Here is a 24107-nt window from a genome sequence, read left to right on the forward strand (position 1 = left end):
AACCCTGTGGGAGCGAGCCTGCTCGCGATGGCGCCAGTTCAGTCGACACAATTCATGTTCAGGCTGACGCATCAAGCCTCACCCTTTATCCTTGTGCCCCCCGCCGCACCGAGTTCTGGAGTTTCGCCATGCCCCATGAAGGCAACCTGTTGCAAGCCGCTGTCGTGTTTCTGCTCGCGGCGGTGCTCACCGTTCCCTTGGCCAAGCGCCTGCAACTGGGCGCGGTGCTCGGTTATCTGTTTGCCGGCGTGATCATCGGGCCCTCAGTGCTGGGCTTGATCCGCAACCCGCAAAGCGTCAGCCACATTTCCGAACTCGGCGTGGTGTTGCTGCTGTTCATCATCGGTCTTGAACTGTCGCCCCGGCGTTTGTGGGTGATGCGCAAATCGGTGTTTGGCGTGGGCCTGGCGCAGGTGTTGCTGACCGGTACGGTAATCGGCGTGGTGGCGCTGTTCCTGTTCGGCCAGCCATTGAACAGCGCCATTGTTCTCGGCCTTGGCCTGGCCTTGTCGTCCACCGCCTTCGGCCTGCAAAGCCTGGCCGAGCGCAAGGAGCTGACCAGCCCCCATGGGCGGCTGGCGTTTGCCATTCTGCTGTTCCAGGACATCGCCGCGATCCCGCTGATCGCCATGGTGCCGCTGCTCGCGGGCGGCGATCACACCACCACCGCATCTGAAGATTTGAATCATGGCTTGCGAGTGTTGGGCAGCATCGCCGTGGTGGTGATCGGCGGGCGCTATCTGCTGCGACCGGTGTTCCGCGTGGTGGCCAAGACCGGCTTGCCGGAGGTTTCCACCGCCACCGCCTTGCTGGTGGTGATCGGCACGGCGTGGCTGATGGACCTGGTCGGCGTGTCCATGGCACTGGGCGCATTCCTTGCCGGTCTGCTGCTGGCGGACTCCGAATATCGCCACGAACTGGAAGCGCAGATCGAACCGTTCAAGGGCCTGCTGCTGGGGCTGTTTTTCATCAGCGTCGGCATGGGCGCCAATTTGAGCTTGCTGCTCAGCGCGCCCATCACCGTACTGGGGCTGACCCTGCTGCTGATCGCCATCAAGTTGCCGTTGTTGTTTGTGGTGGGCCGACTGGCCGGTGGCTTGGGCAAGGTCAGTGCGATCCGCCTCGGCATCGTGTTGGCGGCGGGGGGTGAGTTTGCGTTCGTGGTGTTCAAGATCGGTCGCGATCAGGGGCTGTTCGAACCGCGCCTGTACGACCTGCTGGTGCTGACGATTACCCTGTCGATGGCCGTGACGCCGCTGTTGCTGCTGATCTGCGCGCGGCTGGTCAGCCCGAAAGTGCAACCGGTGGTGGTGCCGGAGAAATTCCGCGAGATCGACACCGACGAGCCACGCGTGGTCATCGCCGGCATGGGCCGGATGGGGCAGATCGTCGCCCGGATCCTGCGCGCGCAGAACATCAAATTCGTGGCCCTCGACACCTCGGTGGAAACCATCGAGCTGTCCCGCAGTTTCGGCGGTGTGCCGGTGTTCTACGGCGACCCGATGCGCCCGGAAATCCTCAGCGCAGCCAAGGTCGAGCAGGCGGAGTATTTCATCATCGCCACCGATGACCCGGACACCAACATCAAGACCGCCGAGGTGGTGCACCGGTTGTACCCGCACATCAAGATCATCGCCCGCGCCCGCAACCGCCAGCATGTACACCGCTTGGTGGACCTGGGCGCCGAGGCGATTCGGGAAACCTATTATTCGAGCCTGGAAATGAGCCGCCGCACCCTGGTGGGATTGGGCCTGACCCAGGCGCAGGCGGATGCGCGGATCAAGCGCTTCAAACACCATGACGAACAGGTGCTGGAAGCGCAGCACGCGGTGTATGACGATGCGGCGAAAGTGCTGCAGACCGCGCAGGAAGCTCGGGCGGAACTGGCGAAGCTGTTTGAGTCGGATCAGTTAGAAGAAGAATCCCGCAAGAGTTGAGGTGAATATTCGGGCCTCATCGCGAGCAGGCTCGCTCCTACAGTTGAAATGCATTCCCCTGTAGGAGCGAGCCTGCTCGCGATGAACGATGACGCGGTCCCCCAAGCAAACAATGATTTTCAAGGAACCCACCATGGCCGACCAAGCAGCCCCCGCCCTGAAGGAAATCTTCAACACCGAGCGCCTCAACCACATCGCCACCGAGATGACCGCGGTCTATCCCGGGTTCAACGCCAAGGCTTTCCTGAAAATGGCCAACGACGGGTTGGCCGAGCTGTCGATCATGCAGCGCATGGCCCGGGTCAGCGAGTGCCTGCACGCGGTGCTGCCGCTGAGTTATGAAGCCTCGCTCGACGTGCTGCGCGCCCTCGCCCCGCGCCTCAACAGCGGTTTCGTCAGCATCTCGCTGCCGCACTACGTTGCCACTTACGGCGCCCATGCGTTCGAACGCTCCATGGACGCGCTCAAATACTTCACCACCTTCGGCTCCGCTGAATTCGCGATCCGCTACTTCCTGCGCAACGACCTCGAGCGCGTGTTGGCGGTGATGCACGATTGGTCGCTGGATGAAAACGAACACGTTCGTCGTCTCGCCAGCGAAGGCTGTCGTCCCCGTTTGCCGTGGTCTTTTCGCCTGGAGCAGATCCAGGCGGACCCGACACTCGCCGCTGCGATCCTCGACAATCTGAAGGCCGACGAAAGTCTCTATGTGCGCAAGTCGGTGGCCAACCACCTCAACGACATCACCAAGGACCACCCCGAGTGGGTGCTGGACCTGATCGAAGGCTGGTCGCTGGACAACAAACACACCGCGTGGATCGCCAAACATGCATTGCGCAGTCTGATCAAGCAGGGCAATCAGCGTGCATTGGCGATTATCGGCGCAGGCGGCAAGCCCGAGGTCGAGATCATCGAGGTGAAAGTTGAGCCGGCGGTGATTGCGCTGGGGGAGAAAATCACCTTGTCCTTTAGCGTCAAATCCACGGTCGAGGCGAGTCAGCGGCTGGTGATCGATTACGCCATCGACTACGTCAAAGCCAACGGCAGCGCCTCGGCGAAGGTGTTCAAGCTCAAGGCCCTGACGTTACCGGGCAAAGCGACGGAGTTCGTTGCCCGTGGCCAGCACATCAAGGAACTCACCACCCGCAAACACTACGCCGGCCGGCATGCGGTGCATGTTCTGGTGAACGGTGAACGCCTCGCCAGCACAGCCTTCGAAATCCTCGCCTGAACCACGGTCCCCTGTGGGAGCGAGCCTGCTCGCGATGGACGTCAACGATGACGCGGGATGCCTGATTTATCGCGGCGCTCTGGCGTCCATCGCGAGCAAGCTCGCTCCTACAGGGGGTCGGGGTTTAGCAGCAGGTCTTGCTCGCGCTCACACAACTCCACCACGTAATCCCACAACACCCGCAGTCGCACCGATTTGTGCAGCTCGCGACGGGTGCTGATCCAGTAGCTGCGCTGGATGCTTTCATCCGGCAACAGCGGCACCAGCTGCGGATCGGCGCTGGCCATGTAGCACGGCAGCACCGCGATCCCCAGCCCCGAGCGCGCCGCCTCTTGCTGGGCGATCACGCTGGTGCTGTGGAACACCACCTGCGGGTTGCGGCAGAAGCTGTTGAGGAACATCAGTTCCTGGCTGAACAGCAAGTCGTCGACATAACCGATCCAGGCATGGCGCCCAAGATCTTCGCGGCTGCGCAACGGTGGCGCCCGGTCGAGGTAGGCCTGGCTGGCGTAGAGCGCCAGTCGATAGTCAGTGAGTTTACGCGTGACCAGCATGTCCGCGGCGGGACGCTCCAGATGGATGCTGATCTCGGCTTCGCGGTTGAGGATGCTGACAAATCGCGGCACCGCCACCAGTTCCACTTCCAGCCCCGGATAACGTTCGAACAGCCCGTTCATGCGACTGGCGAGAAACATGATGCCCAGCCCTTCGGTCACGCCGACGCGAATCTTGCCCAGCGGCGCCGTCGACTGAGTGATTTCTTCCTGCGCCAGCAACGCCACGTTTTCCATCGCCTCGGCGTGCTTGAGCAGCGCTTCGCCGGCCGGAGTCAGCTCGTAGCCCTGGGCATGCTGAACGAACAGCGCCGTGCCGAGGCTTTTTTCGATGGCCTCGATGTGCCGGGCCACCGTAGCGTGGGTGGTGTTCAGGCGGCGGGCAGCGGTGAGCAATCGCCCGCTGCGCTGCAACTCGAGAAAAAACCGCAGGTCGTTCCAGTCGAACATGAACCATCCTTAGGGCAAGGCCTGTTTAAAAACGCACAGCGGCTGCGCAAAAACTAACATTCTTTTAACGAAAGCTAACAACTAGGATGACCGACAACAAGAACAACAATATGAGGTCAGGGATGCAGACTTCCCTTGATGAATTCGACTACATCGTGGTCGGGGCCGGGCCGGCGGGTTGTTTGCTGGCCAATCGCTTGTCGGCCGACCCGCAACACCGGGTGCTGCTGCTCGAAGCCGGCGGCCGCGACAACTACGCATGGATTCACATTCCCGTGGGTTACCTGTTCTGCATCGGCAACCCGCGCACCGACTGGTGCTTCAAGACCGAAGCCCAACCAGGCCTGCAAGGGCGCGCCCTGAGTTACCCGCGCGGCAAAGTGCTGGGTGGCTGCTCCTCGATCAACGGCATGATCTACATGCGCGGCCAGGCCGGCGACTACGACGGCTGGGCGGCCGACGGCAATCCCGGCTGGCGCTGGGACGACATCCTCCCCCTGTTCAAGAAAAGCGAAAACCACTTTGCCGGCGACTCGGAGTTTCACGGTGCCGCCGGGGAATGGCGCATCGAACGGCAACGGCTGTCATGGCCGATTCTCGATGCGTTCCGCAGCGCCGCCGAGCAAAGCGGCATCGCCAGCATCGATGACTTCAACCAGGGCGACAACGAAGGCTGCGGCTACTTCCAGGTCAATCAGAAAGGCGGGATTCGCTGGAACGCGGCGAAGGCCTTCCTCAAACCGGTTCGTCATCGGCCCAACCTCACGGTGCTGACTGACGTTGAAGTGGATCGCGTGCTGCTGGAAAACGGCCGCGCATCGGCGGTCATCACCCGCTGGCAAGGTCAGGCAAAAACCTTCAAGGCCCGCAAGGAAATCGTGCTCTGCGCAGGTGCCGTTGGCTCCCCGACTATCCTGCAACGCTCCGGCATCGGCCCTCGTCCGCTGCTGGAAAAGCTCGGGATCGGCGTGGCTCACGAGCTGCCGGGCGTGGGTGGCAATCTGCAGGATCACCTGCAATTGCGGTTGATCTACCAACTGGAAAACGCGCGCACCCTGAACCAGATCGCCGGCAGTGTGTGGGGCAAGATGGGCATGGGCTTGCGGTATCTGTATGACCGCAGCGGCCCGTTGTCGATGGCGCCGAGTCAGCTTGGCGCGTTTGCCCGTTCGGGGCCGGAGCAGACCTCCGCCAACCTTGAGTACCACGTGCAGCCACTGTCGCTGGAGCGTTTCGGCGAGCCGTTGCACGCCTTCCCCGCCTTCACCGCGTCGGTCTGCGACCTGCGTCCGCAAAGCCGTGGGCGCATCGACATCCGCTCGGGCAATCCCCAGGAAGCGCCGCTGATTCAACCCAATTACCTGAGCCACCCGGAAGACCTGCGCGTCGCCGCCGATGCGATCCGCCTGACTCGGCGCATCGTTTCCGCGCCTGCGTTAAAAGCGTTCAAACCGCTGGAATACCTGCCCGGGGACAGTTTGCAGAGCGAAGAGCAACTGCACGAAGCCGCCGCCCGCATCGGTACGACGATCTTTCACCCGGTCGGCACCTGCCGCATGGGCAACGATGCGGACGCGGTGGTCGACGCCCAACTCAACGTCCACGGCATCCCCGGCCTGCGCATCGCCGACGCCTCGATCATGCCGCGCATCACCTCGGGCAACACCTGTTCGCCGACGCTGATGATCGCCGAGAAAGCCGCCCAACTCATCCTCAACCCCGCCACAAGGAGCATCACCCCACCCATGGAACTGGCGACCAATGCCTGACCTCCAAACCCAATATCGTAGGAGCCAGCTTGCTGGCGATAGCGGCCGACCAGCCAACATTAATGGCGCCTGACACACCGCCATCGCCGGCAAGCCGGCTCCTACAAGTTATGTGGTGGGCACAAAATAGTGAGCGACAACGATCTACTGTAGGAGCCGGCTTGCTGCGGGCTCTTACAAAGAAAGGTTGCATCCGATGCATCGCAGTAGCGGCACCACCCACAAGGACGGCGCCGGCAGTGGAACAACAAAAACAATCACTGTGAGGGATACCGATATGTCAGAACATGTTCAGCCTCTGGAAATCACGCGCAGCACCGACGCCGGGCGTGATACCCGCAAAGTCATTTTCGCTTCGTCACTCGGGACAGTGTTCGAGTGGTACGACTTCTTCCTCTACGGCGCCCTCGCGGCGGTGATCAGCAAACAATTCTTCGCCGGGGTCAACGACACCACTGCGTTCATATTTGCCCTGATGGCGTTCGCCGCCGGCTTCATCGTGCGGCCCTTCGGTGCATTGGTATTCGGCCGCCTCGGCGACATGATCGGACGCAAATACACGTTCCTCGCCACCATCATCCTCATGGGCGTGGCGACGTTCTGTGTCGGGCTGCTGCCGACTTACGCCAGCATCGGCATCGCTGCGCCGATCATCCTGGTGGTGCTGCGCATGCTTCAGGGCCTGGCCCTGGGCGGTGAATACGGTGGCGCCGCCACCTATGTCGCGGAACATGCGCCCATCGGCAAACGCGGTTTCCACACCAGCTGGATTCAATCCACCGCCACCCTCGGCCTGCTGCTCTCGTTGCTCGTGGTACTCGGCTGCCGCTACTTCACCGGCGATCAATTCGAAGTCTGGGGCTGGCGGATTCCGTTCCTGTTCTCGATCGTGTTGCTGGGCATCTCCACCTGGATCCGCCTGAGCCTGCACGAATCGCCCGCGTTCGTGAAAATGAAAGAGGAAGGCAAGGTCTCCAAGTCGCCGCTGCGCGATTCCTTCGGCAAATGGGAAAACCTCAAGGTCGTGCTGATCGCGCTGTTCAGCATCAATGCCGGACAAGCCGTGACGTTCTACGCCGCGCAGTTTTATGTGCTGTTCTTCCTCACTCAGTTCCTGAAAATGGACCCGGCCCTGGCCAACAGCCTGCTGATCGTCAGTGTGATCATCGGCGCGCCGTTCTTCATTTTCTTCGGTTGGCTGTCGGACAAGGTCGGGCGCAAACCGGTGCTGATGATCGGCCTGCTACTGGCCACGGCGCTGTACTTCCCGATCTTCAAGACCCTGGCGCACTACGCCAACCCGGCCATCGACCAGGCCAGCCGTCAGGCGCCGATCACCGTACTGGCCGACCCGGCCACCTGTACCTTCCAGTTCGATCCGGTGGGCAAGGCGAAATTCGACAGCCCGTGCGACAAGGTCAAAACCTTCCTGGTGAAACAGGGCCTGCCCTACAGCAGCGAAGCGGCCCCGGCCGGCAGCGGCGTGCAGGTCAGCGTCGGTGACGTGAAGCTCGATGGCTTTGACGAAGCGGCCCTGCGTGGCGCCGTGACCTTGGCCGGGTATCCGTCGCAGGCCGACACCCAGTCGATCAACAAGCCGATGATTGTGGCGCTGATTGTCGCGCTGATCATCATCTCGGCCATGTGCTACGGACCTCTTGCGGCGTTGATGGTGGAGCTGTTCCCGACGCGGATTCGCTATACGTCGATGTCCCTGCCGTATCACATCGGCAATGGCTGGTTTGGTGGGTTTCTGCCGACAGTGTCGTTTGCTCTCGTGGTTTACACCGGGGATATTTTCTATGGGCTTTGGTACCCGGTGGTGATTACGGCGGTGAGCCTGGTGGTGGGGATGATTTGTTTGCGTGAGACCAAGAATGTGGATCTGGATAAGAACTGAGGGGGGGGGTGATTGGGGGCATATCCATTTCTGCGGTAACGGCGGCTAATGGTTTCGCCCTTACGGCGAGTTACTTGGAGAAGCGCCAAGTAACCAAGCGCTTTTGCCCCTGTCGTTCGGTGCCTCGCCTAGGCTCGGCATGCCCTCGCTCCGGTCCTGCTCCGTGGGCCTCACGAGGGGGCGTGCACCTCAAAATCCAGATCAAAAGCGAAAGGCGAGCTAACGCTCGGCCTGATGAGTGGTGAAGATCAAAAGCGTACGCGATCCCTGTAGGAGCCAACTTGCTGGCGAAAAACGCCCAGACACCGCGTTTATCCAGACAACCCACGTTACCGTTGACGTCCATCGCCAGCAAGCTGGCTCCTACAGTTTCAAACTGTGTGAACCCAATCTATTTGTAGCGAAAAGCGCCCAGACACCGCGTTCATCCAGACAACCCGCGTCATCGTTGACGTCCATCGCGAGCAGGCTCGCTCCCACAGGGGAATGCGGTCGAACAGATAGCCAGGTCGGCTTTAAGGCCGCCTCGGCGGCTGTGGCGGTGGTCGCCCCCTCGAGAGGCCGAGTGGAGGTTCTGCGTAGTGGGCAACCCGGCATGGATGCCGGGTTAGCCGCGCACGGCCAGGGATGGCCGATCGCGGCGGGCCCACGGAGCAGGACCGGAACGAGGGAATGCCGAGCCTAGGCGAGGCACCGAACGAAAGGGGCAAGAGCGCTTGGTTACTTGGCGCTTCTCCAAGTAACTCGCCGTAAGGGCGAAACCAATAGCCGCCGTGACCGCGGGAATGGATATGTACACCATCAAAAAATCCCCTGCCTGATACATAGCCATCACCGGCAAGCCAGCTCCTACAAAGCCCCCGAATAACCTACAAGACCGAGCCACCACACATTTCCCAAAGCCCAACAGAATTACCGCAAACGCAATTCGTTTTGGTTACTCTGAACCCCAAGCCACCATCGCCCCGCCACTCATCCGACCGAGGCACCATGATCATTTCATCCGCATCCGACTACCGCGAGGCCGCGCGCCGCAAACTTCCCCGGTTCCTGTTCGACTACATCGACGGGGGCGCTTACGCAGAACACACGCTGCGCGCCAACAGCGCCGACCTGACAGGCATCAGCCTGCGCCAGCGCATCCTGAAAAACGTCGAAACCCTCAGCCTCGAAACCACCCTATTCAACCAGCCGCTGACCATGCCGATTGTCCTGGCGCCGGTTGGCCTGACAGGCATGTTCGCCCGGCGCGGTGAAGTACAGGCTGTCAAAGCCGCCGAGAACAAAGGCATCCCGCTGTGCCTGTCGACGGTTTCGGTGTGTTCGATCGAGGAAGTGGCAAGCCAGACCCAGCAATCCATCTGGTTCCAACTCTATGTACTGAAAGACCGCGGCTTCATGAAAAACGCCCTGGAGCGGGCCAAGGCCGCCGGGGTGAAAAACCTCGTGTTCACCGTCGACATGCCCACGCCCGGCGCCCGTTACCGCGACGCGCACTCAGGCATGTCCGGGCCGTTCGCCTCTTCGCGACGAATCCTGCAAGCCATGACCCGACCCGACTGGGCGTTCAACGTCGGCGTCATGGGCCGTCCCCACGACCTGGGCAACATCTCCCGATACCTCGGCAAAGCCGTGACCCTCGAAGACTACATGGGCTGGCTGGCCAACAACTTCGACCCGTCGATCAGCTGGAGCGACCTGGAGTGGATTCGCGACTTCTGGCAAGGCCCGATGATCATCAAGGGCATCCTCGACCCTCAGGATGCCCGAGACGCGGTCAGCTTCGGCGCGGACGGCATCGTCGTGTCGAACCACGGCGGGCGACAGCTCGACGGCGTGCTGTCCACCACCCGGGCGTTGCCGCCGATCATGCAGGCGGTGGGCAATGACCTGACGGTGCTGGTCGATTCCGGCATCCGTTCGGGGCTGGATGTGGTGCGCATGCTCGCCCTCGGCGCCAAAGGCGTATTGCTCGGGCGGTCCATGGCGTACGCGCTGGCCGCCGATGGTCAACGCGGGGTCGAGAACATGCTGGATATCTTCGCCAAGGAAATGCGCGTGGCGATGACACTGACCGGGGTGACTTCGATTGAGCAGATCGATGAATCGACGCTGGTGCAGGCCGTTCGGGAACTGAAGGCCTGATCGTAAAAACGCCCTGCCAATGCAGGGCGTTTTCAGCTACTCGACGTCCTTGAGAATTTCAAACGTGACTTGATCGGGATAGAACGCACAGTAACCCCGGATCTGCTCGACTGACACCTTGGGATCTTCATAGCTCCACACCGCGTTGGCGCCTTCGTGCCCGGGAACCTGCAGGCTGAAATAACTCGCGTCGCCCTTGTAAGGGCAATAGCTCGTGTGATCGGTGCGGGCGAAATACTTCTCGTCAATGTCTTCGCGCGGGACGTAGTACACCGGAGGGTAATTCGCCTCCAGCAGCACCAGCGCGCGCGCGGATGCGGCCACCTGGATACCGTGAAACTTCACCAGCAGGCAGCCGGGCTGCTCGGCGATGGTGATGACAGGACTGGGACCGGAGCTTTTCATGAAATGCGATCCTCGGGACGATGAAAAACCTGTAGGAGCCTGCAATGCGGCGATCCGGTCTGCCTGCGACGGGTCGCCCAGCGGCCCCAAAACGTGAGAACACCGCTGACAGGTATAACCCAGATTTTGTCATCGCGACGGGTTCACAGCCGAACGGGGGCAGAGGTCAGTCGTCCGTGGACCGGCTCACCACCTCCCACCGGTCAATCTCTGCCTGCATCGTCGCCAGCCGTTCGCGCACTAACTGCAACGCATCGCTGCCGAGCAACAGGTGCGCGGGCGGTGCAGCGCTGTCGATCAGGGTCAGCATGGCGCGCGCGGCTTTCACCGGGTCGCCCAACTGCTTGCCGCTCTTGCTCTGCCGCGCCTTACGGATCGGGTCAAAGGAGGCATCGTAGTCGGCAATGCTGCGTTCCGAGCGGCGCATCGACCGCCCCGCCCAGTCGGTGCGAAACGAACCCGGCGCGACGGCCGTGACCGCGATGCCGAACGGCTTGAGCTCCTTGCTCAAGGTGTCGGAAATGCCTTCCAGCGCGAATTTGCTCCCGCAGTAGTAAGCAATCCCGGGCAGTGTGATGAAACCGCCCATGGAGGTGATGTTGATGATGTGCCCGGCCCGGCGCTGGCGGAAAAACGGCACGAAGGCCTTGGTCATCGCCACCGCACCGAACACATTCACCTCGAACTGCTGGCGCATTTCCTCAAGGGCCGATTCCTCGAAAACACCTTCATGGCCATACCCGGCGTTGTTGACCAAAACATCCACCGGGCCAAAGGTTGCTTCGACTTCGGCCGCTACCGCATCGATGCGGGCAAAGTCGGTGACATCCAGGCAGCGTCCGAAGGCCTGATTCGAAGCATGGGATTCGAACGCAATCCGCGCCGACTCGCTGCGCACGGTGCCGATCACCCGATGCCCCGCTGCGAGCGCTTCATTGGCCAAGGCCTGGCCGAAACCGCTGCTGACGCCGGTGATGAACAGGGTCTTTTTCGTACTCATGGTCGCACTCCACTTCAGGGTGTTGCTGCCGCACCACGCGGCAATCAGCTTGAAGGAAAGGTTAGACGCGCGCCTCCTTCACCTGAACGCCTATTGCTGCGGATGATTTGCCTATTCCTATGAACCGGTTGCTTTACGCAGCCGACAGGACCACATTCGTACCCAATGAATACTCGCAAGGATCGGACAGTGAGCCCGACAGCCATTGATCAAAACGATTGCCAGCAACGGACAATCTCACTGCTCGCCCGCCTCGCTCCAGACGAAGGTTACAACCTCACCGCGCTGGCGGACGTGCGATTGCTGCGCTCGAACCGACCGCTGGAACGCACACCGGTGCTTTACGATCCGGGCATCGTCATCGTCTGCCAGGGGCGCAAACGCGGTTATTGGGGGCAAACCACTTACCTCTACGATGCCCGGCATTATCTGGCGGTAACCGTGCCCGTGCCGTTCACCATGGAAACGGATGCCAGCGAGGCAGAGCCGCTGCTGGCGATCTACCTGCATCTGGACTTCAACCTTGTCGCCGAACTGATGTTGCAACTTGGCGATCAACCGACCACGGCGCCCCAAGGCATGTTCGCCTCGCCCATGGAGCCGCGGCTGAGCGAGTCGGTGCTGCGCCTGCTCGAAGCGCTCGATTCGCCGCTGGACAGTCGAATGCTCGGACCGGCGCTGGTGCGCGAGATCTACTACCGGATTCTCACCGGCGCCCAAGGCGGATCGATGCGCGCCGCCCTCACCGCCAGTGGCCGTTTCGGCCGGATATCCCAGGCCTTGCGAAAAATCCACACCTGCCTCGGCGACCGACTGGAAGTGGAAGACCTGGCCCGAGAGGCCAACATGAGCGTGCCGACCTTCCACGCTCATTTCAAAGCGATCACCCACACGTCGCCGATGCAGTACCTGAAGACCACGCGCCTGCACCAGGCCCGCTTGTTGATGGCGCGCAACGGTTGCAGTGTCGCTTCGGCGGCTGCTCAAGTCGGTTATGAAAGCGGCTCGCAGTTCAGCCGGGAATTCAAAAGACTCTTCGGCCGGACACCCACGGATGAGGTGACGCGCATGAAAGGTTCGTTCGCGCTGCCGCCTCTGGAAAACGCTTTGTTCGTGTCGTCTCATTGAACCTCACCGGACCAACGGCTCAACGGCGCCGGCACATCGTCTACGATCAATAGCACCGTTGATCCCTGCTTCGCAGTCTGGTCGTCGTGGCGCGGGGTTCGAGTCTCAGAAACCTGAGGATCACCGACATGCCGGCCAGCCGATTTTCTCTCGATAAAACCCTGATCACCCTCGACGCCCGCCCGGATCGCCTCGACCTGCGCGACCGCCTGTTCACGCCACGGGTGCAATCGTTGCCACCGTCCTGGCCCGCCGACGCCGACATCGCTTCCGAACTCTCCGGGTATCTGGCCCGGGACATGGTGCTGTTCCAGGGCAACGAAGGCGCGTGCACCGGGTTCGGCCTCGCGGCGGTGGTCAACTTCCTGTTGTGGCGACGGGAACGCGCTGCCACCAAAACCAGCCCGCGCCAGCTCTATCATTTGGCCAAGCTGTATGACGAATGGCCCGGCGAGGATTACTCGGGGTCGAGCTGTCGCGGTGCGTTGAAGGGTTGGCACAAGCACGGCGTTTGCGCGCAGGAGTTGTGGCCTTACACCGTCAAGCCCGACGGCTCGGTTCCGGCGTTCGAAGCGCCTGCGGAAAACTGGGCCATCGATGCCGTGACCCGGCCGCTGGGCGTTTACTACCGAGTCGAAAAGGACGACGTCACGGCGATGATGGCGGCGCTGTATGAAGCCGGTGCACTGTACGTCTCGGCCAATGTGCATCAGGGCTGGGCATTGATGCGCCCCAAAGGCAAAGACACCCCGGTCGCCGCGTTCGAAAGCATGTCGCAACTGCCCGTGATCAAAGCGTCGGCGACCACTCAGGGCGGCCATGCCTTTGCCTTGATTGGCTACACCAGCCGGGGCTTCATCGTGCAGAACTCCTGGTCGACCGACTGGGGCTTTTCCGGCTTCGCCATCCTGACGTTTGAAGACTGGCTGGCCAACGGCACCGATGCCTGGACCGTGGCCCTCGGCGTGCCGATCGAGCACGGCGGGCTGCCCCTCAACTCGCGCCCGTCACGTTCGAAGGCCGATGTCCGCTCACCGTTTCGCAACGCCCTGACCGGGTCGATCGCCAAGCGCGAAGGCTTCTCGCTGTTCACCGCCAGCTCCCGCGATGCCGATCGCAAAGGACCCGCGTTGCTAAGCAAGGATCAGGCGTACGGCCTGACCGTGGTCTTGGAAAACAACGGCAACATCGGCCCCCGGCTGACAGACGTGGAGAACGTTCGCGCCGGGGTCAGACGCATCGTCTACGAAGCCCCGCGCGCCTGGTTCGACAAGCTGCCCGCGGCCAACAAACCCGCGGTGCTGCGGATCGCCGTCGTCGCCCACGGCGGGCTCAACTCCGAACAGGACTCCATCAACCGCATCTGCGCGATGGCGCCCTACTTCCTCGAAAACGGTGTTTATCCGCTGTTTGTCACTTGGCGCACCGGCGCGCTGGAAACCCTGGCGGATATCATCCAGGACGCCCTGCCCGGCGTGTTCGAGGCTGGCGGCATCAGCGACGTGTTGAAGCTGATCAAGGACAAGACCCTGGAAGGCCTTGATCGCACGGTCGAACTGGCCACCAAGAAGCTCGGCGGCGATCAGTGGAGCCAGATGAAACAGAACGCCGAAGCCGCTGCCGTGTCGGGCTTCACCCCACGTGGCCTGGTGGAAATGGCGGACAACCTGAAAAAACTGGCCGACGACCTCGGCCAGAAAAAAGTCGAGCTGCACCTGCTCGGCCACTCGGCAGGCTCGTTGATCAATGGCCACTTGATTCGCCTGCTGTGGGCGCGAAAGCTGCCCATCGAAACCTCGACGCTGATGGCCCCGGCGTGCACCCTCGACTTCGCCAACCAGACCTACCGCAAAGTCATCGAGGACGGTGGACTCAAGCGCAAGGATTTCCACATTCACCTGATGTCCGATCAGCGCGAACAGGCGGACAACGTCATTGGTGCTTATCACAAGTCGCTGCTGTATCTGGTTTCCCGGGCCTACGAAGAACTGCAACGCATGCCGCTGCTGGGCATGGCCAAGGCCCTGGACAAGGATTTTCAGGACTTCAGCGAACCCGACCTCGCGGAGTGGAACATCGCCGCGAAAAACATGACCGAACAATGGAACCGGTTTTACTGGGGCAACACGATTCCGTCCGGTTTCGCCACGACGGGGCGCGGCCTTCCCGATGCGTTCGCGTCGACGTTGCACATCTTCAACGAAGCGAAAATGAACTACGGCGCGGGTATCAAGAAGGACACCTCCCACGGCGGGTTCGACAATGACGTGAATGTCATCACCGCCGTGCTGCTGACGATGTTGCGGCAGGCGCCGGGCACGAAGCTGACGCAGCCGGTGGTTAACCTCAACTATTGACCGGCACGAGACCTGTAGGAGCCGGCTTGCTGGCGATGGACGCAAGAGCGCCGCATTCATTCAGGCAGCCCGCGTTATCGTTAACGTCCATCGCCAGCAAGCTGGCTCCTACAATGGGTGCGCCCACGATCCTGTAGGAGCCAGCTTGCTGGCGATGGACTCAAGGGCGCCGCGTTCATTCAGGTACCCCGCGTTATCGTTAACGTCCATCGCCAGCAAGCCGGCTCCTACAGGATTGATTGCAATGACTGGAAACTCACAAGCTGTACATCCATACAGATAAAGATTGCCCCATCGCTCATCTGCCGCCATTCTGTGCACCTCCCGGCAATTGATCGACGATGGTGGTTATGCGGCTGTACCTCTGTGAAAAACCTTCCCAGGCCAAAGACATTGCGGCCGTGCTCGGCGCCCGGCGTCGTGGCGACGGCTGCTGGCTGGGAACGGACGTCACGGTGACCTGGTGCATCGGCCACCTGCTGGAAACCGCACCGCCGGATGCCTACGACGCGCGTTACAAACGCTGGGTACTGGCTGATCTGCCGATCATTCCGGACAAATGGAAAATGACCGTCAAACCCCGCACCGCCAGCCAGTACAAGGCGGTCAAGCGGTTGCTCGGCGAAGCCAGCGAACTGGTGATCGCCACCGACGCCGACCGCGAGGGTGAAATGATCGCCCGGGAACTGGTGGAGCATTGCCGTTACCGCGGGCCGATCCAGCGTTTGTGGCTGTCGGCGCTGGACGACGCGTCGATCCGCAAGGCGTTGGCCGCGCTGAAACCGGGGGCGGAGACGTTCAGTCTTTATCATTCGGCGCTGGGCCGCTCCCGCGCCGACTGGCTGATCGGGATGAACATGAGCCGGCTGTTCACCTTGCTGGGACGCCAGTCCGGCTATCAGGGCGTATTGCCGGTGGGCCGAGTGCAAACGCCAACCCTGCGGCTGGTGGTGGATCGCGACCGCAGCATCGCCGACTTCGTCCCGGTGGCTTACTGGGCCATCGACGTGCAACTGCTGCACGACGACACCGCGTTCACCGCACAATGGCGCGCCGCCTCCGACGCGTGCGACGATCAGGATCGCTGTCTCGATCAGGCGCTGGCCCAACGCGCGGCAATCGCGCTTGGCAGCGCGGCGAGTGCCCGGGTGATCAGGCTGCGCACCGAGCGCATGCGCGAAGTGGCGCCCCTGCCGTTTGATCTCGGCACCTTGCAGGAAGTCTGCTCGAAGAAACTCGGCCTCGGCGCCCAGGAAACCCTCGACATCGCCCAGGCGCTTTACGAAACCCACAAGGTCATCACATACCCGCGCAGCGATTGCGGCTACCTGCCCCTCAGCCAGCACAGTGAAGCGCCGGGCATTCTCGCCGCCTTGAGACAGGCTGATCCGGCCCTCAACGCCTTGCAGGATTATCTGGAACCTCAGCGTCGATCACGGGCGTGGAACGATGCAAAAGTCAGCGCTCACCACGGCATCATTCCCACGGCGGCAGCGAAGAACCTTGATCGGCTGGCGGGCAAGCAGCGCGCGGTCTACACCCTGATCCGCGCGCGCTATCTGGCGCAGTTCCTGCCCAATCATGAATACGACCGGACCCAGGCCGATTTCAACTGCGCCGGCGAAGCCCTGCGCGCCGTCGGCAAGCAGATCGTCGAACCCGGCTGGAAACGTGCCCTGCCCGAAGCGCTTGCCCCCGCCAAGGGTCGCGAAGCGCCGGCACCGCAAACGCTGCCGGCATTGGCCGAAGGTCGTGAGTGCGCGGTAGCCGACGTGAAGCTCAAGGACCTCTGGACTCAACCACCCAAGCCGTTCACCGAAGGTGACCTGATCAAGGCGATGAAGAACGTCGCCAAACTGGTGGAAGACCCGTTGCTCAAGCAGAAACTCAAGGACACCACCGGGATTGGCACCGAAGCCACCCGCGCGTCGATCATCCAGGGCTTGCTCGACCGTGGTTACCTGATCAAGAACGGCAAGGCTCTCGCCGCGACGCCGGCCGCGTTCAGCCTGATCGATGCGGTGCCGCGCGCCATCGCCGATCCAGGCACCACCGCCATCTGGGAACAGGCGCTGGACATGGTGCAAAGCGGCGAAATGAGCCTCGAAGAATTCGTCACCAAGCAAGCCGCATGGATGAGCAAGCAAGTCGCCCGCTGCTCAGGGCTCAGCCTGACCATCAGCGGCCCGGCAAGCCCCGCCGGGCGCGGTGCCACGCCATGGAAAAACAAACGCAAATCGGCCAAGCGCAAACCTGCGAGTGGTGGCAAACGTGCGGCGAAACCGGCCAGTAAAGCTTGAGGGCACTTCGAAAGGACCGCGATGGTCTAGTGTTCTTCAAGCCCGACGACAACCTGTGTTCTGAAAAGGCATCGACCATGATTATCGTGCACCACCTGAACAACTCCCGCTCCCAACGCATCCTATGGCTGCTGGAAGAACTGGCCATCCCTTACGAACTGAAACGGTATCAGCGCGACCCGAAAACCAACCTGGCCCCGCCGGAACTGAAAGCGGTCAACGCCCTGGGCAAATCGCCGGTCATTGAAGACGGCTCGCAGAAGCTTATCGAGTCCGCGGCGATCATCGACTACCTGATTCGCCGCCATGGCGACGGCGGCCTGCAACCCGATCCATCCACCCCCGCCTACGACGAATACGTGCAGTGGCTGCATTTCGCCGAAGGCTCGGCGATGCTGCCGTTGATGTTGAACCTGTATGTCGGACGACTCGGTGAAGCCGGCGCGCCGTTGCATCCACGGATCAACGCTGAAGTGGCCAACTACCTCGGCTACCTGAATACGGCGCTAAGCCAGTCCGATTACCTGTTGGGCACTGAATTCAGCGCGGCCGATATCCAGATGAGTTTTATCGGCGAAATCGCCCGGGCGCAGGGCAAGCTTGGCGACTACCCTCATGTGGGGGCCTGGGTCGAGCGCTTCCAGGGGCGTCCGGCCTATCAAGCCGCATTGAAGAAAGGCGGCAAGTACGACTTCGCACCGCACTGACAAATCCCGCTCTGAACAGGAGCCCGCCCGCATGCCGTCGATAGAACTGCACGCCGCCCAGCGCGACGAACTGGAAACCCTGGAAAACCTGATGCAGTTCTATCTGTACGACTTCAGTGAGTGGCTGCCGCTGAAACTCGGCGGACACGGTTTCTTCGAGATCCAGGATCTACAGGAATACTGGCGCGATCCTGCCACCCGCCCCTACCTGATAAAGGTTGACGATGAGCTGGCCGGTTTCGTGACCGTGGATGACCGCACTCATCTTTCCGGTGCCGAGCACAACATCGGCTACCTGTTTGTCAGCCGGCGCTTTCGTGGCCAAGGTGTCGCGCGGTTTGTCGTGTCCACCCTCTTGAGCCGGTTGCCCGGTCAATGGCAGATTTTCCACATCGACGCCAATCAGCCGGCGCGGCTGTTCTGGAGCAGAGTGATCACTGATCTCACGGCAGGTGCATTCACCCGGCATCAGCAGCCAGTGGACGGTTATCCCTGCACCTTTTACCGTTTCCAGCGCGTATAGCCATTGCCCCGAATGGCGTTTACCCACCTCGTGCGCTCATTCCAAACAGCTTTGTCCGACAATATGTAGTGCTTGAAAATAATCACTACAAAACCGTTGACGCTTCCGATTTGCCCTTGCATGATGCAGACATCTCCCCGATCGGGAGTGCCGCAACATGTTTGAGCAAGCTCGTCTGACCGCCGAGCTGTTTTTCCCGGATACACGCTGCCCACAAGGCAGATTGAAGAAGCTGACCTGGCCCGAACGTCCAGTACAAGGACGAGAAGCGCTGGCGATCAATCCTCATGAAGCTTGTGGCCGACCCTGAAAAGTCGGTAGTGGCCTGAAGGTTATCGCTGCTTCTCTTCGTTGTGACGCTATCGCGTAGCAGTTATTCAACACGACTACATGCAACAGACGCGGGACCCCGCCACTTTCGGCGGCCGACCGCTGACGTCCTGGTTTCGGTGCCAGGGATCAACTAACCGATGGGCTACCTGTTTTAGCGAATCAACTTTGAAAGATCACCAATTGGTCAAGGGGCATATTATGAATCTGAACAATCAACCAACTATCGATGAACTGGCTCGTATGTTCGCTGCGCAAAAAGACAGCCACGACAGCCACATCCTGTGGATCAGCAAATCGGGCCAGGTTCATATCGATTGCCTGTCACCGCATGCCCATGAAGCCGAGTTCGACCAGAACAACCAGAACCTGCTGGCCCGACTGAAAATGTACCGTCGCGGCCAGGGTTATGTCGGCAAGAAAGCGGCAGCCGACAAGGCCTTCATCGGTAATGTCCTGCAGACGCTGAAACAGGCGTGGGACTCGATGCAGAACCACAACGAAGTTCGGGTGATTGACCGGTTCTACTGATAACCCTGCAAACAAAAAGACCCCGTTCGATTACTCGAACGGGGTCTTTTTGTTGGCGCGGTCAATTGTAGGAGCCGGCTTGCCGGCGATGGTCGTGAACGATAACGCGTAAAACCAAATGCCCCGTGGCGATCTTGAGTTTTTCGCGAGCAAGCTCGCTCCTACAGGGATTAGACATCTCCAGTTTGCCAAACGAAGCTATCGTTAGCGTACGCGCTGTTGGCCTCTGGAGACTTGCGATGAAAAACAAGCTGATGTTCCTGCTGTTGCTGGTTATCACTAACGCTGCTCAGGCAAACAGCGTCGACGGTGTTCCCTCGTTCGCTGTCGAGTGCCCCGGCAAGATCCTGGTCCAGGCGGATCAGGACGGGCCGGTGCTCATCAACAACAAGGAAGCTGACACCAAAATCATCAGTGAGCGCCGCTTCGAAGCCAAAGGCTCCGGCATCACCTTGTCCATCGTGCTTGCCGATGATGATTCAGTCGCCGTGACCTCCACCGGCAAGGCGCCCAACGGCGTGTGCCAGTCAGTGGATGACTGACGCAGCCTCAGCAGTCCCCAGCACCAGTTCCATGAACGCCACCGACGCGGCACTGTGGTAGTTGTTCTGACGTCGCAACAACGCGGCGCCGCGTTTGGGCGCCGCCCCCAATAATGGAATTTTGTGCAACGCACGGTCCTGGGTGGCGATGGGTTCCGGAAGGATGGTGGCGATCGCGGTGTGGCGGATGACTTCCAGCAACGTGCTCACCGAGTTCACCTCGATGGCCACTTTCGGCGTAATCCGTTCATTGGCGAAGTACGCATCGATTCGGGTGCGGGTGACGAAGTCCGTGGCCAGCAAGGCAAAATCCAGCTGTGCCAGCGCATCGGCGGATAGCGCCGCCTGACTGCCGTAGAGCGGATGATCCCGCCCCACCATCACCCCCAGCGTTTCGGTAAAGGCCGGAATCGATTCGATGTCGGCATTCCTGACTTCATTGAAGGCAATGGCGATGTCCAGTGAGTCCTCCAGCAACCCGGCCTCGATGTCGTCCATCGACAGCTCGAAAATCTGCAAGTGGATGTTCGGATACTGCGCCACGTAATCCCGCACCAGCGGCCCCACCAGATACGCCATGAACGTCGGCGTCATCGCCAGTCGCAGCGTTCCGCGGGACAAGTCCTTCACGTCATGCAGCGCTCGCTTGCCTGCCTCCAGTTCCACCAGCACCCGCCGGGCGCATTCGATGTAGGCCTGCCCCGCGTCAGTCGGCTTGACCGTGCGCGAGGTGCGGTCGAACAGGCTCACTCCGAGGGTTTCCTCCAGTTGGCGGATCTGTTGCGACAAGGTCGGCTGGGACACGTGCAATGCCTCCGCAGCCCGGGTGAAGCCGCCGTGGTCGGCCACCGCCAGCAAGTAGCGCAAATGTCGGAGCAGCATCAGGATTCAACCTATAGGCAATACTTATGCAAAGCATTGTATATCGATCTTGGACGCTATGAATCAATCGGCAGAAGATGGCTTCACACCCAAGCGATACCAACCCGATAGGAGATTCACCATGCAACAGTCCCACGCCTACAACGACACCAGCCTCGAACTGACCGCCAAAATCCTCGACGCCAAGGCTCGCAAAAACCTGTCCTTCGAAGAAGTGACAGAAGGCACCGGCCTCGGCCTGGCCTACGTCACCGCTGCCCTGCTCGGCCAGCATCCGCTGCCTGAAGCGGCGGCCAAAGTGATCGGCGAAAAGCTCGACCTGGATGCCGACTCGGTCGCCCGCCTGCAAATCATCCCGCTGCGCGGCAGCCTGTCCGGTGTGCCGACCGACCCGACCATCTACCGCTTCTACGAAATGATCCAGATCTATGGCACCACCTTGAAAGCCCTGGTTCACGAACAGTTCGGCGACGGCATCATCAGCGCGATCAACTTCAAGCTCGACATGAAAAAAGTCGAAGACCCGGAAGGCGGCCACCGTGCCGTGATTACCCTCGACGGCAAATTCCTGCCACTGCGTCCTTTCTGAGTTGATCCCGGCCCGCACTCCGGTGCGGGCCCTGCCGCCTGCGTTGCTCCCCAATTACCGAAAGGAAATACCCATGAAAGCGCTCATCGACGGTTTTTTGAAATTCCAGAAAGAAGCCTTCCCGCAACGGACCGACCTGTTCAAACACCTGGCCACCACGCAACACCCCGGCACCCTGTTCATCACCTGTTCCGACAGCCGTGTCGTGCCCGAACTGCTGACGCAACAGGAACCCGGTGAACTGTTCGTGATCCGTAACGCCGGCAACATCGTGCCGTCCTACAGCCCGCATCCGGGTGGTGTTTCGGCCACGGTCGAATACGCGGTGGCCGTGCTTGGCGTGACCGACATCGTGATCTGCGGCCATTCGGATTGCGGCGCGATGACCGCCGTCGCCAGCTGCAAATGCATGGACCACCTGCCCGCCGTCAGCGGCTGGTTGCAACACGCCGAGTCGGCGAAAGTGATCAACGAATCCCGGCCCCACGCCAGCGATGCGGCGAAGGTGAGTTCGATGGTGCGGGAAAACGTGATCGCCCAACTGGCCAACATCCAGACCCACCCAAGCGTGCGACTCGCTCAGGAAAAAGGCCTGCTGAACCTGCACGGCTGGGTCTACGACATCGAAACCGGTTCGATCGACGCACTGGATGCCAACAGCCGTACCTTCGTGTCACTGGTCGAACACCCGAGCACCTGCGCCGTTCATGGCAAAGCGGCCGAAGCCGCTTGATCCATGGGGCAACTAGAGTTCCAGCACCAGCGGTTCATCGCCCTCGGCGGGCACCGCGCAGCAGATCAGCACTTCCCCTTCCACCGGCAACTCGGCGGGCATGTTCAGGTAATGCACCTGCCCGCTGACCAGCCGCGTGCGGCATGTCCCGCAGGACCCGCCACGACAGCTGTACTCCGGATTCAGGCCACGGCTTTCCGCCAACTCAAGCAGACTTGCGCCACCCGGTTCCCAGCGCGCTTCCTTGGCCGAAGCGGCGAACACCACCTTCACCGAACTCTGTGCCGCGGGCACTTGCTCGCGGGCCGGGGTCAACTGGTCGCGCAAGCGAACCAGAGTCGAGGGGCCGAAGGTTTCCGCGTGAATCCGATCGTCACCGATGCGCAAGGCACGCAAGCTGTCGTACAACGCCTGGGTGAAAGCACCGGGGCCACACAGGTAAAAATCGTAGTCATCCAGTGGCAACAGGTTTTTCAGCAGTTCGATATCGACGCGCCCCGCCAACTCGAAATCCTCACCTTCGCGAGCGTGATCCTCGGGCTGGCTGAGCAGGCGCAGGGCCCGCACCGAATCCTTGGCACGCGTGGCCAGCTCGAACAGTTCGTCGCGAAAGCCGAGATCGGCCAGGCTGCGGGCACTCTGAATGAACCAGGTCGGGCGCGTGCGGCGGATCCGTTCACCTTCGTAGATCACTTCACGCAACATCGACAGCAAAGGCGTCACCCCAACGCCTGCTGCCAGCAGCACCAGCGGCCGGCGTTCGTCCGGCACCACGGTGAAACGGCCCTGCGGCGCACGTGCCTCGATCAGATCGCCTTCGTGGATTCGCTCGTGCAAGTGCGTCGAGATCAGTCCATCACGCTTCACGCTTATGCGAAAGAAGTCATCCGACGGCGCGCTCGATACGCTGTAAGTACGCACCAACGGCGCTTGCCCCTCGGCCAGGCAAAACCGCACCGGCAAGTGCTGGCCCGCCTCGAAACGCGGCAACCCCGCGTCATCGGCAGGCTCCAGATAGAAAGAACGAATGCTCTGGCTTTCTTCGACAATGCGCGCCACCCGTAGCGTGCGCCATTGATCGCGCAAGGCATCCGCCTGCAAACGCCCCTCGGCTTGCTCCCAACTGCCGGTCAACAGGCTGTTGGGCGAAAACCCCTCGAACTGCCAACGCACCGACAGCACGGCGGCACGCCGCACAACGTGCTCCACGGTCAGTTTCCACAGGCGCTCGGCCCCTTGGAACGCGGCGATTTCAGGTCCTTCAAGAATAATCTCGGTACGCCCGGCGACCTGCAGCATATCGCCCGACGCGAAATCCACGAACAGCAAGCCGGCCTGCGGGTTGAGCAGCAGATTGCCCAGGGTATTGAAATGCAGGTTGCCGGCGAAGTCCGGAATCGTCAGCACGTTGCCTTCGACCCGCACGAAACCGCTGTTGCCGCCGCGGTGCGACACATCCACCGAACGCTTGGCCGGGTCGTTGTCGAGGTCCACGTAGCTGGCGAGGAAGAAGGTATCGGCGCTACCAATCACCGCGCGCGCCGCGTCGTCGAGGTCGTTGAAGCGCTCGGCGATAACGTTCGACGACGTGCCTCCCATCGACACCGGATCAAGGGCGCGCAACTGAATGTATTGAGGGCAATTGCCGAAGGCGTGTACGACAGAAACAGAAAAGCCGCCTGAGGGGGCGGCATGCAGATGGCCATTCATTCGGTTGCGGCGGCGGGTTTTCAGGTCGATCCCCAACAGCCCCACCGGCACGCCGTCCTTGAGCGCGGGCCCGGCGGGATCACCTTCGGCCGGCAGACGCTCAAGCTGTAAATGATGGGGATCCGGTGAATGGGCAAAACCGGGCGGACCTTCGATAATCGTCGCCCACGGCACACCGTGCTCATCGACAACCCCGAGCAACAGATAGGGCAACTGCTCGTAGAACAATCGATGCTGATCGGGCATGTAGTCGCGAACTACCTTGCGCCCGAACACCTCCATCCGGTCCGCTACGCCGACCGTTTCCTGCAGCTGTCGCTCGCCGGCATGCCAGGGCGATTCGTCCTGTTCGTCTGTCTGAGTCATGTCAACCTCTACGCTGTC

19 protein-coding genes are annotated in these 24107 nt (G+C 61.3%); 14 read left to right on the forward strand and 5 right to left on the reverse strand.

Annotated elements, in window-relative coordinates; all coding sequences use genetic code 11:
• Nucleotides 1–128 precede the first annotated feature (128 nt).
• Both ACF6ZU_RS29010 and ACF6ZU_RS29015 read left to right on the forward strand, forming a co-directional pair.
• Nucleotides 129–1937, forward strand: a complete 1809-nt coding sequence (locus ACF6ZU_RS29010) for a monovalent cation:proton antiporter-2 (CPA2) family protein (RefSeq protein ID WP_392889368.1) — start codon at nt 129–131, stop codon at nt 1935–1937.
• Between the two features lie 133 nt (nt 1938–2070).
• Nucleotides 2071–3168, forward strand: coding sequence for a DNA alkylation repair protein (locus ACF6ZU_RS29015; RefSeq protein ID WP_392889370.1), 1098 nt, complete (start codon nt 2071–2073; stop codon nt 3166–3168).
• 107 nt (nt 3169–3275) lie between these two features.
• Here the strand turns inward: ACF6ZU_RS29015 and ACF6ZU_RS29020 are convergent, their stop codons facing one another.
• The gene (locus ACF6ZU_RS29020) at nt 3276–4172 is read right to left on the reverse strand and encodes a LysR family transcriptional regulator (protein WP_392889372.1); all 897 of its coding nucleotides are present in this window, start codon (nt 4170–4172) and stop codon (nt 3276–3278) included.
• Between the two features lie 122 nt (nt 4173–4294).
• On the opposite strand from ACF6ZU_RS29020, the gene ACF6ZU_RS29025 reads away from it, so the two are divergent.
• From ACF6ZU_RS29025 to lldD, 3 genes are all read left to right on the forward strand, one after another.
• Entirely contained in the window at nt 4295–5941 is a 1647-nt protein-coding gene (locus ACF6ZU_RS29025) for a GMC family oxidoreductase (RefSeq protein ID WP_392889374.1), read from the forward strand.
• 277 nt (nt 5942–6218) lie between these two features.
• Nucleotides 6219–7841 carry an MFS transporter gene (locus tag ACF6ZU_RS29030; protein WP_392889376.1) on the forward strand — a complete coding sequence of 541 codons (1623 nt, stop codon included), beginning with the start codon at nt 6219–6221 and terminating at the stop codon, nt 7839–7841.
• Between the two features lie 990 nt (nt 7842–8831).
• On the forward strand, nt 8832–9986 hold the full coding sequence (lldD, locus tag ACF6ZU_RS29035; protein WP_392889378.1) for an FMN-dependent L-lactate dehydrogenase LldD: 1155 nt from the start codon (nt 8832–8834) through the stop codon (nt 9984–9986).
• Between the two features lie 36 nt (nt 9987–10022).
• Here the strand turns inward: lldD and ACF6ZU_RS29040 are convergent, their stop codons facing one another.
• Nucleotides 10023–10391: a DUF427 domain-containing protein gene (locus ACF6ZU_RS29040; protein ID WP_392889380.1), complete on the reverse strand. Its 369-nt coding sequence runs from the start codon at nt 10389–10391 to the stop codon at nt 10023–10025.
• 166 nt (nt 10392–10557) lie between these two features.
• Nucleotides 10558–11391 (reverse strand): oxidoreductase, encoded by an 834-nt coding sequence (locus ACF6ZU_RS29045; protein ID WP_392889383.1) that lies wholly within the window; start codon nt 11389–11391, stop codon nt 10558–10560.
• 204 nt (nt 11392–11595) lie between these two features.
• On the opposite strand from ACF6ZU_RS29045, the gene ACF6ZU_RS29050 reads away from it, so the two are divergent.
• From ACF6ZU_RS29050 to ACF6ZU_RS29080, 7 genes are all read left to right on the forward strand, one after another.
• A complete protein-coding gene (locus tag ACF6ZU_RS29050) occupies nt 11596–12519 on the forward strand; it encodes an AraC family transcriptional regulator N-terminal domain-containing protein (protein WP_392893961.1) in 924 nt (307 codons plus the stop codon).
• A gap of 128 nt (nt 12520–12647) precedes the next feature.
• Nucleotides 12648–14876: a C1 family peptidase gene (locus ACF6ZU_RS29055; RefSeq protein WP_392889385.1), complete on the forward strand. Its 2229-nt coding sequence runs from the start codon at nt 12648–12650 to the stop codon at nt 14874–14876.
• A 350-nt stretch (nt 14877–15226) separates the two neighbouring features.
• Nucleotides 15227–17176, forward strand: a complete 1950-nt coding sequence (locus ACF6ZU_RS29060) for a DNA topoisomerase III (protein WP_392889387.1) — start codon at nt 15227–15229, stop codon at nt 17174–17176.
• A gap of 77 nt (nt 17177–17253) precedes the next feature.
• A complete protein-coding gene (locus ACF6ZU_RS29065) occupies nt 17254–17883 on the forward strand; it encodes a glutathione S-transferase family protein (protein ID WP_392889389.1) in 630 nt (209 codons plus the stop codon).
• A 31-nt stretch (nt 17884–17914) separates the two neighbouring features.
• Nucleotides 17915–18406, forward strand: a complete 492-nt coding sequence (locus ACF6ZU_RS29070) for a GNAT family N-acetyltransferase (RefSeq protein ID WP_392889391.1) — start codon at nt 17915–17917, stop codon at nt 18404–18406.
• Between the two features lie 531 nt (nt 18407–18937).
• Nucleotides 18938–19267: a hypothetical protein gene (locus ACF6ZU_RS29075; RefSeq protein ID WP_392889393.1), complete on the forward strand. Its 330-nt coding sequence runs from the start codon at nt 18938–18940 to the stop codon at nt 19265–19267.
• A gap of 239 nt (nt 19268–19506) precedes the next feature.
• The gene (locus tag ACF6ZU_RS29080; RefSeq protein WP_392889394.1) at nt 19507–19809 is read left to right on the forward strand and encodes a hypothetical protein; all 303 of its coding nucleotides are present in this window, start codon (nt 19507–19509) and stop codon (nt 19807–19809) included.
• Here the strand turns inward: ACF6ZU_RS29080 and cynR are convergent.
• Nucleotides 19795–20691 (reverse strand): transcriptional regulator CynR, encoded by an 897-nt coding sequence (cynR, locus tag ACF6ZU_RS29085; protein WP_392889396.1) that lies wholly within the window; start codon nt 20689–20691, stop codon nt 19795–19797. The genes ACF6ZU_RS29080 and cynR overlap by 15 nt on opposite strands.
• Nucleotides 20692–20812: 121 nt before the next feature.
• Between cynR and cynS the strand changes: the two genes are divergently transcribed.
• Entirely contained in the window at nt 20813–21280 is a 468-nt protein-coding gene (cynS, locus tag ACF6ZU_RS29090; protein WP_392889399.1) for a cyanase, read from the forward strand.
• Nucleotides 21281–21353: 73 nt separating this feature from the next.
• The gene (locus ACF6ZU_RS29095) at nt 21354–22013 is read left to right on the forward strand and encodes a carbonic anhydrase (RefSeq protein WP_392889401.1); all 660 of its coding nucleotides are present in this window, start codon (nt 21354–21356) and stop codon (nt 22011–22013) included.
• A gap of 12 nt (nt 22014–22025) precedes the next feature.
• Here ACF6ZU_RS29095 and ACF6ZU_RS29100 read toward each other — a convergent pair whose 3' ends face one another.
• Nucleotides 22026–24089, reverse strand: a complete 2064-nt coding sequence (locus ACF6ZU_RS29100) for a pyridoxamine 5'-phosphate oxidase family protein (RefSeq protein WP_392889404.1) — start codon at nt 24087–24089, stop codon at nt 22026–22028.
• Between the last annotated feature and the right edge of the window lie 18 nt (nt 24090–24107).

This window comes from Pseudomonas migulae (genome assembly GCF_043225285.1).
GTDB classification, from domain to species: domain Bacteria; phylum Pseudomonadota; class Gammaproteobacteria; order Pseudomonadales; family Pseudomonadaceae; genus Aquipseudomonas; species Aquipseudomonas migulae_C.